Genomic DNA, 14,038 nt, shown 5'->3' on the forward strand with positions numbered 1-14,038 from the left:
GGCTACCGCGAGCGACTTAGACAATGTCCTTGTCAAAAACGCTCGCGGTAGCCTCAACCTTCTAAACTTTCTCACCACCTCAACCCAATCTTACAGATTTCTCTTCTTCAACTCCTTCACCGCATAATCACAAGCCCTTGCGGTCAAAGCCATAAAGGTGATGCTTGGATTTTGGCTGCCTTGTGACGGCAAACTCGCGCCATCGGTAACAAAAACATTTTTCACCGTGTGGATTTGGTTCCAGCCATTGAGCATGCTGGTTTTGGGGTCTTTACCCATTCGAGCTGTGCCTACCTCATGGATGCCAATCCCTGGTTTTCCGTTGTTGTAGTTGATGTTGATGTTTTTGAACCCACCGGCTTCCAGCATTTCCTGAGCAACGAGGGTGATGTCCTTGTCCATCCTGTCTTCATTCTGACCGTAGGCACAGTCAATGTCCAGGGTAGGCATGCCCCATGAATCGGTGATCTTTTGGTTGAGTTTGACGTGGTTGTTGAATTCGGGCAACATTTCCGCCTGCGATTGCATAAAAATGCTCCAGGGGCCGGGCTTGGTGATCTCGTTTTTAAAATCGGCGCCAAAACCTTTGCGCCCAATGCCCTGTTCCCAGCCCGAACGCGCGCAACTGCCCCCAAAGGCAAAGCCACGCAGGTATTCTTTTTGTTTGTCAGCGCCCACATTGCGGAAGCGGGGAACGTAAAACCCATTTGGCCTCCGCCCCTTGTAATATTTGTCCAAATACCCCTCATGGGCGCCCGAAACCTCGGTGCGGTAGTTGTGGTCCATCAAGTAATGGCCCAAAACGCCCGAATCGTTGCCCAAACCATTGGGGAAACGATTACTAGTTGAGTTCAAAAGGATCAAGGTAGTGTTGAGGGTAGCCGCATTCACAAAGATGATTTTGGCAGAATATTCCACCATCTCCTTGGTATTGGCATCGATGACCCGAACTCCCGTGGCTTTGCCCTTGCTTTCGTCGTAAATGATGCTGTGGACGATGCTATCCGGGCGCAAAGTCATCTTCCCGGTGGCCGCCGCCGCGGGCAAAGAGCCAGATTGGCTGCTGAAATAGGCAGAATATGGGCAACCCCGATGACAGAGGTTGCGGTATTGGCAAGGGCCTCGGCCATTGTGTTTGACCGTTAGGTTGGCACTTCGCCCCGTGACGACGTAGCGGCCTGGATATTGCTGCTCGACCGCCGCTTTGAAGTTTTTTTCAATGGGCGTCAACTCCATTGGGGGCAGGAACTCGCCATCGGGCAACATCTCGCGGCCTTCTTTTAGGCCATTGATGCCTACAAAACGTTCGATGTAGGAATACCAGGGGGCAAGATCATTGTAGCGGATGGGCCAATCGTTGCCATGTCCATCGATGGCGTTTTCTTCAAATTCAAGGGGCGCCATGCGGTAACTTTGGCGGGCCCACATCAAACTTTTGCCACCCACATGGTAGCCACGAATCCAGGAAAAAGGTTTGACTTGTTGGTAAGGATTTTCGTCGTCGCGTACAAACAAATGCCGGGTGCCATCATTAAAGGCGTAACACTTAGATTGAATGGGGTGAGTGCTATTTTTATCTTCCCAGGTTTCACGATTGCGGTGGGGCAATTCCCATAGAGGGGTATTGGCGGTATGGTAATCGGCAATGTGGTCGAGTTTGGGGCCGCGCTCCAGCACGAGTGTCTTTAGCCCTTTCTCACACAATTCTTTGGCCGCTATTCCTCCGGACATCCCTGAACCAATGACGATGGCATCAAATTTTCGCTTGTTTGAATTGACGATTTCCATTTTTACTTATTTAAACATCTCCTGTAAACATTTCCACAAGGCACCCGACAACTTTTTCCCCCCCGCCTGGCGTTCTTCGTAAATGGCCAGCAGGTCATCGACGAACAAATAAGTAGTGCCTTGGTGCTTAAAAGGGTAGTAGTTGGGGATTTCGAAGTGAAATCCAAGCTGTGGCAACGCAAAACCAAAACAAATTACCATTTTGGATGCATTTATTGCGGCTAGTGAGGCCACGTTTACGGCTTCCGTTGCGTTAATGTCTAAATAGGCGGTATCTTCCTCAAGGTCAAACTGTACGGCGATGAGGATTTTTTTCAAAAAATCCAAAAGCTCGGCCTGTTGCTCATGGGTAACAAGCAGCAACAAAAGCCCTTTGGCATGTTTACCCATGAGTTTTTGATGCTGCTCGGCACTTTCCCCGGGAACGAATACTTTGTAGTCGAAAAACGAAGTGTTCAAAATATAATTCTTTAATCCAGTTGATAACCCAAATAATGCCGAATAAAAATCGGTATTTGCTGTGAAAGCTAGAATCTTCGCATAAATTTATGTAATTTCGTTGAAAATTTGTTGATCACCATGAAAAACAAAATCCAGATCACGAGGACCCAAAATTCCAGACTGTCAACGCTGGACTTTAATAACCTTCCATTCGGTCGGGTATTCACCGACCACATGTTTGTGGCGGATTATGAAGGGGGAGAGTGGGTGAACCCACGCATTGAGCCATTTGCACCATTTGAAATGCATCCTGCATCGATGGTTCTGCACTATGGCCAGTCAATTTTTGAAGGCATGAAGGCCACCAAAAATCAGGAAGGTCAGCCTATGTTGCTGCGTCCGGAAATGCACCTGCAGCGCATCAACGCTTCGGCTGCGCGCATGTGTATGCCCGCATTCCCTGAAGACCTGTTTCTGGACGCGCTACATGCCATCGTGGGGCTAGAAGCCGACTGGATTCCTTCTGGTGAAGAAAGTGCGCTGTACCTGCGCCCATTCATGTTCTCTACCGATGAATTCATTGGCGTGAGACCTTCAGATAGCTACAAGTTCATCATTTTTACCTGTCCAGTTGGACCATACTACTCCAAGCCAGTCCGTTTGATAGCCGAAACGCAGTACATCCGCGCGAGCAAAGGAGGTACTGGCGAAGCCAAGGCTGCTGGCAATTATGCAGCGTCATTACTACCTGCTCAGAATGCGCTGGCAAAAGGTTTTGACCAGGTGATGTGGCTGGAAGGCCCTGAATTCAAAAACGTTCAGGAGTCGGGTACGATGAACATCTTTTTTGTAATTGACAACGTAGTGGTTACACCCTATACGGATGGCACCATTTTGAAAGGCATTACCCGGGATAGCTTCCTGCACATTTTGCGGGACAAAGGTATTCCAGTAGAAGAAAGAATCATCACCATCGATGAGGTGGTTGCCGCACACGCAGCGGGCAAATTGCAGGAGTGTTTTGGAGCAGGAACTGCAGCAGTGGTTTCACACGTATCCGAAATCAGCTACAATGGCCACCTGATGACCTTGCCTGCGGTAGAGTCGCGTAAAATTGGTAGTATGTTGAAATCCGAAATTGAAGGCTTGCGTACGGGGCGGATTGAAGATACCAGAGGCTGGATGGTTCCTGTTGAGATGGAGGTTGAGGCGTTGATGGGGTAATCCGCTGAAATGCTAATGTGCCAAAATGTTGAGGGGCATCGTACGAAGTAAAACTTGTGTACGATGCCCCTCAGCATTTTATTTGACTGCAATTGATGGCTTACAAAGTCTCCTCCGCTTCCAATTCCAATTGCCGCAAATACTTGCTCAAACGTTCCATCGGCCGTGGAATGGCTACCCGACCTGAGCGGACGAATTCATAAATGCCAATTTCTTTCAAGGCTTCGAGCAACGCTTCGGTCTCGTCGGCATGCCCGGTTTTTTCCACGACAATGTACTCTTCTTCGATTTCCAATACTTTGGCGTTGTGGCGGCGAATCAGCTTTTCCAGCCGATTGCCCTGCATAAACTTTTGCGTAGGAATTTTGTACAAGGCAATTTCCTGGTAAACGATTTCATCGTTGTCGTCGTAGAAGGCTTTCAGCACATCCACTTGTTTCTCCAATTGGCCGCACAATTTGCGTACCACATCTTCAGTTGCGTTCACCACAATTGTGAAACGGTGGATGCCTGGCATCGAAGATTTGGAGGTCGTTAAACTTTCGATGTTGATGTAACGTCGGGTAAAAATGGATACTACCCGCGACAACATCCCGGTTTGGTGCTCCGTAAAAACGGTAAGCGTATATTCCTTTGTCATGGTTTTTGATTGTTAGTGATGAATGATAAGTGATGAATGATGAATTAGCTTAGAGTCTAAGTTAACCGTATCTAATTCATCACTCATCACTCATCATTTATCACTTCTCACCTTTTATTCTAAAACGATCTCATCCACCGCACAGCCCGCCGGTACCATCGGGAAAATGTTTGCCTCTTTTTCTACACTCACGTGCAAAAGATAGGGCCCATCGTGGGCCAACATCTCGGCAATGGCGTCCTTCAATTCTTCTGGCTTGGTGATTTGTTTGCCAGCGACACCAAAACCCTCGGCAATTTTTACAAAATTGGGATTGACCAATTCTACTACGGAATAGCGGCGTTCGAAGAACAACTGCTGCCATTGGCGCACCATACCCAGGAAGTTGTTGTCCAGGATCACGATTTTCACGCCGATGTGCCACTGCGCACAAGTACCCAATTCTTGCAGCGTCATTTGGAAGCCACCGTCGCCAATGAAAACGACAGTTTCGCGGTGAGGTTGAGCCATTTTGGCCCCCATAGCCGCGGGCAAACCATAACCCATCGTACCTGCACCACCCGAAGAAACCCACTGATTGGTATCTTTGAATTTGTAGTAGCGGGCAGCCACCATCTGGTGTTGGCCCACGTCGGTAGCGACGATGGCCATACCTTTGGTTTGCTCCGATACTTCGTTGACCACCATACCCATGCGGATTTCCCCTTCGGGGGAGGGTTGCATGTCGTGCTGAATGACTTTGCTGTATTCAATGTCGTCGCAGGTATGGAACTCGGCCAACCATTCAGGGTAAGATTTTTCTTTGACCAAAGGCAACAAACCCTTCAATGCCTGTTTGGCGTCCGCCAAAATGGGGACGTGGGCGTGGACGTTTTTGTTGATTTCCGAAGGATCGATCTCAATGTGGATGACCTTAGCCTGTTTGGCGTATTTGTCGAGGCGGCCCGTTACCCGGTCGTCAAAACGCATACCGATGGCAATGAGCACATCACATTCGTTTTGTTTGATGTTCGGGCCGTAGTTGCCGTGCATGCCCAACATACCCATGTGTAGGGGGTGCTCATTGGGGATACTGGACAAACCGTGGATGGTACAAGCCAGCGGAATGCCCGTTTTTTCTACAAAAGTTTTAAATTCTTCCTGTGCATGGGCGATCTGGATGCCATGACCCGCCAAAATGAGCGGCTTCTGGGCATTGTTGATCAACTCAGCAGCATCGCGCAGTGCTTCGGCATCCGGCTTGGAAGCAGGATGATAGCTGCGGATGACGGGTTTGCGCTGGTAGGAGAACTCCATGAGCTCGTTCTGCGCATTTTTGGTGATGTCGACCAAAACGGGACCTGGACGACCGGTATTCGCAATGTGAAAGGCCTTGGCCATTGCGGCTGGAATCTGATCAGCCCGGGTAACTTGTACGTTCCATTTGGTAACCGGCATGGTGGTATTGATCACATCGGTTTCCTGGAAGGCATCGGTTCCCAGCAGGTGAAAAAAGACTTGACCGGTGACGCAGACGATCGGGGTAGAATCCAATAAAGCATCAGCAAGCCCCGTGACCAGGTTCATTGCACCTGGGCCGGAAGTGGCCATCGCGACCCCAATTCTGCGGGTAGCGCGGGCATAACCTTCGGCAGCGTGGACCGCTCCCTGCTCGTGGCGGGGGAGGATGTGCCGCAGTCGATCCTGATAATCGTACAGGGCATCGTAAATGGGCATAATCGCGCCGCCGGGGTAACCAAAAATAGTATCTACTCCTTCTTCTAAAAAGCAACGGAGTACCGCTTCTGCGCCTGAAATTTTCGTTGCAGTGGTAGCGGCCTGTGGCTCTAAAGTGGCTGTCGCCTGCGAACTTTCCATACATGGACTGTTTGAGGGTTGAGGGAGGTTGAGGGAGGTTGAGAAGGTTGAGTTTCGCCTGCATCTAAGTCGCTGCGGCAGCCTTAACCTTCTTAACCTTCTCAACCTTCCTCAACCAAAGTTAAAATTGATCAGTAACACATCCCTCACTGGCAGATGAGACCATGTGTCGATATTTGGCTAGGATTCCAAAAGTTGCTTTCGGTAGGGGCACAATCCACTCAGCGCGGCGGATGACCAACTCGTCGTCATCAACGTGCAAAATGAGGGTATTGTTCCCCGCGTCGATGCTGATTTCGTCGCCATTGTGTACCAGGGCAATGTTGCCGCCGCGCTCCGCTTCAGGGGTGATGTGGCCAACGACAAAGCCGTGGGTACCACCCGAAAAACGACCGTCGGTGATCAGGGCTACCTTATCGCCTAAACCTTCACCCATGATGGCGGAAGTTGGTTTGAGCATTTCGGGCATACCCGGGGCACCACGTGGACCGCAGTAACGGATTACTATAACCTCACCGGCCTTCAATTGTTTAGCGGCGATTGCAGCATTTAACGCTTCTTCTGAATCAAACACGCGCGCCGGGCCACGGAAGTATTCCCCTTCTTTGCCCGTAATTTTGGCTACAGCTCCTTCGGTAGCGAGGTTGCCGTACAAAATCTGGATGTGACCCGATTCTTTGATCGGCTCGCTGAAAGGTTTGATGATGGCTTGCTCGGGAGTAAGTCCATCCACCTCGGCCAGATTTTCCGCTACGGTTTTTCCCGTTACGGTCATACAATCGCCGTGCAGCAGGCCTTCCGCCAACATCATTTTCATCACTCCAGGTACCCCACCTACGCCGTACAAGTCTTCCATGGCGTATTTGCCGGAAGGTTTGAGGTCGGCCAGCAGGGGCGTTTTGTCGCTCATGGCCTGGAAATCGTTGATGCCCAGTTTTACCCCAACCGATTTGGCCATGGCAATGAGGTGCAGCACCGCATTGGTGGAACCGCCGAGGACAATGATGACGCGGATGGCATTTTCAAATGCTTCGCGGGTCATGATTTCGCGGGGTTTGAGGTCTTTGGCCAATATATTCAGGATGGCTTTCCCTACCCGGTGGCAATCATTCAATTTCTCTGGGTGATTGGCCGGGATGGAAGAGTTGAAAGGCAGGGACATGCCCAGGGCTTCAATGGCCGAAGACATGGTATTGGCCGTATACATACCGCCGCAGGCACCGGAGCCTGGGCAGGAGTTTTGCACGATTTTTTTGTACTCGGCGTCATCCAGTTTTCCAGCTACGGACTGGCCGTAGGCTTCAAAAGCAGAAATGATGTCGAGTTTGCGGCCATTGTGATGGCCGGAACTAATGGTACCGCCGTACACCAGGATTGAAGGGCGGTTCAGGCGACCCAGGGCCATCATGGCACCAGGCATGTTTTTATCACAACCCACTATGGGGACAATGGCGTCGTAAAATTGCGCACCCGCTACGGTTTCAATCGAATCGGCAATGAGGTCGCGGGAAGGCAGGGAATAACGCATCCCGGAGGTGCCATTTGAAATCCCGTCGCTGACCCCGATGGTATGGAAAATCAAACCCACCAGGTCACTTTCCAATACCCCTTGTTTGACCAGACTTGCCAAACCATTCAGGTGCATGTTGCAGGTATTGCCTTCCCAGCCCGTGCTGACGATTCCAACCTGGGGCTTTTTCAAATCCTCCTCTGACAGACCAATGCCATACAACATGGCTTGTGCGCCGGGTAGTGAGCTGTCTTGCGTAATGATCTTGCTGTACTTGTTCAATTCCATGTCCGTATTTTCGTTGATATCATGCGTTATTCAAAGGTAAGGGTGGTTTTGTTTTCCAACGAATTTAAATTTGGGTACAGTTACGAAGCAGTAATTTTAGGTTTTGGATTGTAAGTTGTTGGATGATACGTGTTTAAATGATGTTTTCTTACGAATCGTTGTGGTGGGAAAATGGTGGTTTGGGCATGGTTTGTAGCCTGGTGAAAGTTAAAAAACGGATAAATATGAATTATTTTAAAGGAATAGATAGGGGCGGGTGATGTTTTTCCCATCTAGTTTCATGAAAGGATTTAAAAAGAGGTTGAGGAAAGTTGAGGGAGGTTGAGGAAGGTTTAGGCTACCGCGAGCGATTTTGACAAAGTCCTTGTCTGAGTCGCTCGCGGTAGCCTAAACCTCCCTAAACCTTCTCAACCTCCTAAACCCACCAAACCACCGACTGTTATTATGAAAACCATCGCCACTCTGGTCGTGCTGACCTTGAGTTTTGGGGTTATTTTTGCCCAAAACCCAGGATCAGCCGCCAAAAAACAGTACACCCTGAGCGGGTACATCAAAGACGCTGCCTCGGCGGAAGAACTGCTCTACGTCAACGTGTGGGTAGAGCCCCTCAAAAGTGGGGCCACCAGCAACACCTACGGGTTTTATTCCCTGACCCTGGCCCCGGGCGCATATCGCTTGACCTTTTCTTACCTCGGCTACCAAAGCATCAGCAAGGAGATCAATTTGGACCGAGATCTGGAATTGAACGTTGAAATGTTGGCCGACGCCCAGACCTTGCAAGAAGTGCAAATTTCGGATAAAAAGGCCGATGAAGCCGTACGAGAGGTTGCCATGAGCCGCCTGGACGTGCCCATCGCCCAAGTCAAAAAACTGCCCGCTCTGCTGGGCGAACCCGACATCATCAAAACCATACAAACCTTGCCCGGGGTGACCAGCGCGGGAGAAGGGACCTCCAGCTTTTACGTGCGGGGTGGGGCAGCGGATCAAAACCTGATCCTGATCGACGAGGCACCCGTATACGATGTATCGCACTTGTTTGGCTTGTTTTCTGTGTTCAACGCCGACATTTTAAAAAGTGCGGAATTGTACAAAGGGAGGATTCCTACCAAGTACGGTGGGCGTTTGTCCTCCCTGCTCGAAGTCAGCACCAAAGATGGCAATGCCCGGCAGTTGGAAGCAGCGGGCAGTGTGAGCACTTTGGCGGCCAAGGCCAGTCTGGAAGGGCCGATTGTGAAAGACAAAGCCTCCTTTATCCTGGCCGCCCGCCGCTCGTACGTGGATTTGATCATGAAACAAATCCCAGATTTGAAGGGCACTGGCGTCCAGTTTTACGACCTGAATGGCAAACTCAACTGGAAAATCAACAACAACAACCGCTTTTTTCTATCGGCTTATACAGGTCGGGACATCATGCGCTTCGGTGATGATTTTCAAATGGATTGGGGCAACAAAACCACCACTTTCCGTTGGAACCATTTATTCAACGAGCGTTTGTTTGCCAATACCACTTTGGTGTACAGCGATTTTGATTATACCCTGGAGCAAAAAGATGCCCTGGAAGGATTTCGCTGGGACGCCAACCAAAAGGAGTACTCTATCAAGCAGGATTTTACTTGGTTTCCCAGTCCAAAATTCACCTTGCAGTTTGGTTATCAGGGTACCTACCGCCAGTTTCAACCGGGAGACATTCGGCCCAATGGCGACAACACCATTTTTAAACCCACCAAATTACAGGCTCGCTATGCGCTGGATCAGGCGCTGTATGTGGGTGCGGAGCAAAAGGTTTCCGAGCGTTTATCGATGCAATACGGGGTGCGTTTTTCCCTCTTCCAACATTTGGGGGCTGAAACCATCTACACCTACGCCAATGCTTCGGACAATGTGAATTACAGCATCACCGATTCAACTCGTTACAAAAAAGGGCAGGTGATTGCCTCTTTTGCCAATCCGGAGCCCCGTTTTGCGGCGCGGTATCAGTTGAATAACAGCAGCTCCTTGAAGTTTTCGTACAACCGCATGGTGCAATACATCCACTTGTTGTCCAATTCTACGGTGCCGATTCCCTTCAACACCTGGTCGCCCAGCTCGCCTTATCTGAAGCCTCAAAAAGCGGATCAGGTGGCGATTGGTTACTTCAAAAACCTGAACAAAAACACCTGGGAGTTTTCGGCAGAAGCCTACTACAAAGCATCGGACAACATCACCGAATTTGCGGACAACGCCAACATTTTTTTCAATGAACACATCGCTACGGAATTCCGCCAGGGCAAGGCCACTTCCTACGGACTGGAATTGTTGCTGCGCCGCAATGTGGGCGACCTGCGGGGTTTTGCCAGCTACACCCTGAGCAAAACGGATGTAACAATTCCTACGGTGAACAACGGCGAGGCTTTCCCAGCCAATTACGACCGCCGCCACAGTTTCAATCTTTCCTTGACCTACGATTTGAGTCCCCGCTGGAGCGTTGGGGGCAATTTCACATACGCCACGGGTCGCCCGATTACCTTGCCTACGGGTAAGTACAGCTTTGGCAATTATGAAGCGAATTTGTACTCGGGCCGCAATGGTTACCGCTTGCCCGATTTCCACCGTTTGGACATCGCGGCGACTTTTGATCCTGCCAAAAACAAGGGTCGCCGTTGGCAAAACACTTGGGTCTTTGGCATCTACAATGTGTACAATCGGCAGAATCCATTCACCATTTACACCCGCACCAAGCAGGATGACGAAGGCAATATCATTGGGGATGGTACGGAGAAAGAGGCGCGGCTGGTGTACCTGTTTTCGGTATTGCCGTATGTGACCTGGAGTTTCAAATTTTAATTAAAGTTGAGGGGGTTGAGAAGGTTTAGGAAGGTTTAGGCTACCGCGAGTAACTTAGACAAGGACTTTGTCAAAATCGCTTGCGGTAGCCTAAACCTTCCTAAACCTTCTCAACCTTCCTCAACCCAAAAATACTATCATGAAAAATATCCTATTTGCGCTCATGGCGCTATTGAGCCTTTTGGCCTGTGAAAAAACCATCCAATTGGACCTCGAACAACTCGAAGGTGTCCTGATTGTAGAGGGGAGTGTGAACAACCAGTACCAGCCCCAAATCGTCAAACTGAGCAAAAGTCGGCCCTTTGGCTCGACGGGTAAAGCCCCGGTGGTTTCGGGAGCGATGGTGCGGGTCAAAGATGACGCCAATCATGAGTTTCGTTTTGTAGAAAAAGAACCGGGGCTGTATGTGTCGGAGCAAGCGTTTGCCGGGATTGCCGGACATACCTACACTTTGCTGATCGAATCGGAAGGCAAAACCTACCAGGCTTCCGATAAAATGAACAACATCGTGGACTACGACAGTTTGACCTACCGCCTCGACGAAGATGAAATGAAAGACCCCGAGGACAGCGCCCGTTTTTACGAAGTGCTGCTCTACGTCAAAGAACCGCAGGAAACCGAGGATTTTTACCTGTTCAATTTTTACCGCAACGGCAAATTGGAGAATGACGAAGGCCAGACCATTTATTTCAGTGAAGACAAACTGCTGAATGGGCGCATTGATGGTTTACCTTTTCCGATTTATTACGCGGCCCAGGATGAGGCCAAAATTGAAATATTAAACATCTCGCGCAATGCCTTCAAGTTTTACAGCGACCTGGCGGCCAATCTCGACAATGATGGGGGCATGTTTAGCGGCCAACCCGCGAATGTGTATACCAACCTGAGTGGAGGTGCCCGAGGGTATTTTTTGGTTGCACCAGTGGCTACGGCTACCTTAAAAGTAGACAAATAAGTTTCATACATTGTGCCAGAGGGGACGTTTTAGAGCCCCTCTGGTTTTTTTAGACTTGAGGTGATTTGATTGTTTTGCATCAAGTAAGGCTGGTAGGTTGCGTGTTTTTTGTGGGTGAAGCGTTGTAAGGTAGGTAGGGGTTTGGCTGATTGTTTGGTATTTCAAGCCTTCTTTTAGTGGAAGTCCCCGGGAGCGGTTTTTGTCATTCTCGTTCTTCTTACCATTGATTGATTCGATTGAAAGTTTCAATCCTAACTTAATCCAATTGCGAGTGGTATACTATTTGGTTGTTCGTAAATCCATTTGTAGTTTCAATCCCAACTTAATCCAATTGCGAGGGGACGGCTACGCGGGTGCCGTTTTTCGATGCTAAGTTTCAATCCCAACTTAATCCAATTGCGAGAATGTTTGGTACCTGAGGAATTCAAGGTCAACGAGGTTTCAATCCCAACTTAATCCAATTGCGAGACCATCGTATTTGTTTGTTTGCTTCGCCCTGAATGTGTTTCAATCCCAACTTAATCCAATTGCGAGGAAAACCGGATTTCTTGCCCGTTCCTTGCATTACTTGTTTCAATCCCAACTTAATCCAATTGCGAGATTCAGTTCTACAATGATGTCGTATAGTGCGGTGATGTTTCAATCCCAACTTAATCCAATTGCGAGTTCAAGCTCCGCCCACAGTCGCGCACTTACCCATGAGTTTCAATCCCAACTTAATCCAATTGCGAGGTATTCAAATCCCTCTTCAAAGTCAAAGGCGTGTAGGTTTCAATCCCAACTTAATCCAATTGCGAGGCGGATTCGCATATAAATTTATTGCGTCCGCTCCTACGTTTCAATCCCAACTTAATCCAATTGCGAGCTCTGCCAACTGGAAAGAAATCCTCCCTGCTGCAAGGTTTCAATCCCAACTTAATCCAATTGCGAGGTTCATCCAGGTACATTTGCATGAGGTCGATGTTCGGTTTCAATCCCAACTTAATCCAATTGCGAGCATCCGCTTCAGCCTGTTCAGCTTCGGCTTTAGCTTGTTTCAATCCCAACTTAATCCAATTGCGAGGCAAAGGCAATCCATCCTGGTCGGAGCGCTACACCAGTTTCAATCCCAACTTAATCCAATTGCGAGTTCATACGTTTTTGATTTTGATATTATTATGTATTTGTTTCAATCCCAACTTAATCCAATTGCGAGTCACAGGAGCAACACTGCCAGACCCAAAACAAATAAGTTTCAATCCCAACTTAATCCAATTGCGAGTAAAAAGGTTGTTGTGACTGTACATATCGGTGCAAAGTTTCAATCCCAACTTAATCCAATTGCGAGCTGGGGGCGAAGTGGGGCAAGAAGGGTGATAACCTGTTTCAATCCCAACTTAATCCAATTGCGAGGATGTTCGGTAGGGCATTCAGCGGCGCGGTGATCATGTTTCAATCCCAACTTAATCCAATTGCGAGTTGCGGTGGATTTTGTAGTTAAGGTGCCTTTGTCGCGTTTCAATCCCAACTTAATCCAATTGCGAGACGTCCTATTCGGGGCCACAACGGACGGTGAACTATGTTTCAATCCCAACTTAATCCAATTGCGAGCCTGAGCGTCGCCGTTCAATCCTTCGCGGAATACGGGTTTCAATCCCAACTTAATCCAATTGCGAGAAGAACCAACGCGGTACGAACCGGAAAGTGATTTGAGTTTCAATCCCAACTTAATCCAATTGCGAGTTTAAAATCTTCCAATCAATCACAAACAAATTCAGGTTTCAATCCCAACTTAATCCAATTGCGAGACTAATTGAAAGGGTGTTACTTGAAAGGTTTAAAGTTGTTTCAATCCCAACTTAATCCAATTGCGAGCGGGGTGAGTGGGTTGTCCCTCACCAGCCCCAACAAGGTTTCAATCCCAACTTAATCCAATTGCGAGCTGGCCAGTTACGTCGAAGAAGCCTCCGGTGTAGCGCGTTTCAATCCCAACTTAATCCAATTGCGAGATTTAATTCTGATCACATTGTACAAACCGGAACCGCGTTTCAATCCCAACTTAATCCAATTGCGAGGTGGTTTCTCAGCTGGGTATTTCGCCCAGCATTTTGTTTCAATCCCAACTTAATCCAATTGCGAGTAATTGGGGGTATCCTCTCTGATGTGCAAGGTTATTGTTTCAATCCCAACTTAATCCAATTGCGAGAACAAGGCCAAGCCTGGCTACGTGAATACCGTTCCTGTTTCAATCCCAACTTAATCCAATTGCGAGGTTGTAATCATGGTGGTACGGCGCTCGGGCTCTTCGGTTTCAATCCCAACTTAATCCAATTGCGAGTAGCGGGTGGATTCGGTTTTGCTGACGGCGTTGGCGTGTTTCAATCCCAACTTAATCCAATTGCGAGCCGTCACGCGCACCTTGCGCTCATCGAATTTATCAAGTTTCAATCCCAACTTAATCCAATTGCGAGTCCGTACGCAGCACCAACCGCCTCGAGGTTATTTTAGTTTCAATCCCAACTTAATCCAATTG

At 48.8% G+C, this 14,038-nt stretch carries 8 protein-coding genes and 1 CRISPR repeat array; of the genes, 3 read left to right on the top strand and 5 right to left on the bottom strand.

Annotated elements, in window-relative coordinates; translation table 11 throughout:
• Positions 1 to 90: 90 nt before the first annotated feature.
• Together ACEW9O_RS17890 and ACEW9O_RS17895 are read right to left on the bottom strand one after the other, a co-directional pair.
• The gene (locus ACEW9O_RS17890; protein WP_373551554.1) at positions 91 to 1,788 is read right to left on the bottom strand and encodes a GMC oxidoreductase; all 1,698 of its coding nucleotides are present in this window, start codon (positions 1,786 to 1,788) and stop codon (positions 91 to 93) included.
• A 6-nt stretch (positions 1,789 to 1,794) separates the two neighbouring features.
• Entirely contained in the window at positions 1,795 to 2,247 is a 453-nt protein-coding gene (locus ACEW9O_RS17895; RefSeq protein WP_373551555.1) for a hypothetical protein, read from the bottom strand.
• 120 nt (positions 2,248 to 2,367) lie between these two features.
• On the opposite strand from ACEW9O_RS17895, the gene ACEW9O_RS17900 reads away from it, so the two are divergent.
• Entirely contained in the window at positions 2,368 to 3,453 is a 1,086-nt protein-coding gene (locus tag ACEW9O_RS17900) for a branched-chain amino acid aminotransferase (protein WP_373551556.1), read from the top strand.
• Between the two features lie 100 nt (positions 3,454 to 3,553).
• Here the strand turns inward: ACEW9O_RS17900 and ilvN are convergent, their stop codons facing one another.
• The 3 genes from ilvN to ilvD form a co-directional block, all read right to left on the bottom strand.
• Complete coding sequence (gene ilvN, locus ACEW9O_RS17905; protein WP_373551557.1) at positions 3,554 to 4,093, bottom strand: acetolactate synthase small subunit; 540 nt, start codon at positions 4,091 to 4,093, stop codon at positions 3,554 to 3,556.
• Between the two features lie 114 nt (positions 4,094 to 4,207).
• Positions 4,208 to 5,950, bottom strand: coding sequence for a biosynthetic-type acetolactate synthase large subunit (gene ilvB, locus ACEW9O_RS17910; protein WP_373551558.1), 1,743 nt, complete (start codon positions 5,948 to 5,950; stop codon positions 4,208 to 4,210).
• Between the two features lie 121 nt (positions 5,951 to 6,071).
• Entirely contained in the window at positions 6,072 to 7,748 is a 1,677-nt protein-coding gene (ilvD, locus tag ACEW9O_RS17915) for a dihydroxy-acid dehydratase (RefSeq protein ID WP_373551559.1), read from the bottom strand.
• A gap of 444 nt (positions 7,749 to 8,192) precedes the next feature.
• On the opposite strand from ilvD, the gene ACEW9O_RS17920 reads away from it, so the two are divergent.
• Both ACEW9O_RS17920 and ACEW9O_RS17925 read left to right on the top strand, forming a co-directional pair.
• A complete protein-coding gene (locus ACEW9O_RS17920; protein WP_373551560.1) occupies positions 8,193 to 10,571 on the top strand; it encodes a carboxypeptidase-like regulatory domain-containing protein in 2,379 nt (792 codons plus the stop codon).
• A 139-nt stretch (positions 10,572 to 10,710) separates the two neighbouring features.
• The gene (locus tag ACEW9O_RS17925; protein ID WP_373551561.1) at positions 10,711 to 11,526 is read left to right on the top strand and encodes a DUF4249 domain-containing protein; all 816 of its coding nucleotides are present in this window, start codon (positions 10,711 to 10,713) and stop codon (positions 11,524 to 11,526) included.
• Between the two features lie 242 nt (positions 11,527 to 11,768).
• Positions 11,769 to 14,037: a CRISPR direct-repeat array (repeat unit 25 nt; unit sequence GTTTCAATCCCAACTTAATCCAATT).
• Position 14,038 lies beyond the last annotated feature (1 nt).

Source organism: Haliscomenobacter sp. (assembly GCF_041740695.1).
Lineage (GTDB): Bacteria > Bacteroidota > Bacteroidia > Chitinophagales > Saprospiraceae > Haliscomenobacter.

What these genes read in the sequence shown, in the direction of transcription:
- ACEW9O_RS17920 (WP_373551560.1), top strand. Translation starts at nt 8,193, where the DNA reads ATGAAAACCATCGCCACTCTGGTCGTGCTGACCTTGAGTTTTGGGGTT.
- ilvD (WP_373551559.1), bottom strand. Translation starts at nt 7,748, where the DNA reads ATGGAATTGAACAAGTACAGCAAGATCATTACGCAAGACAGCTCACTA.
- ilvB (WP_373551558.1), bottom strand. Translation starts at nt 5,950, where the DNA reads ATGGAAAGTTCGCAGGCGACAGCCACTTTAGAGCCACAGGCCGCTACC.
- ACEW9O_RS17925 (WP_373551561.1), top strand. Translation starts at nt 10,711, where the DNA reads ATGAAAAATATCCTATTTGCGCTCATGGCGCTATTGAGCCTTTTGGCC.
- ACEW9O_RS17890 (WP_373551554.1), bottom strand. Translation starts at nt 1,788, where the DNA reads ATGGAAATCGTCAATTCAAACAAGCGAAAATTTGATGCCATCGTCATT.
- ilvN (WP_373551557.1), bottom strand. Translation starts at nt 4,093, where the DNA reads ATGACAAAGGAATATACGCTTACCGTTTTTACGGAGCACCAAACCGGG.
- ACEW9O_RS17900 (WP_373551556.1), top strand. Translation starts at nt 2,368, where the DNA reads ATGAAAAACAAAATCCAGATCACGAGGACCCAAAATTCCAGACTGTCA.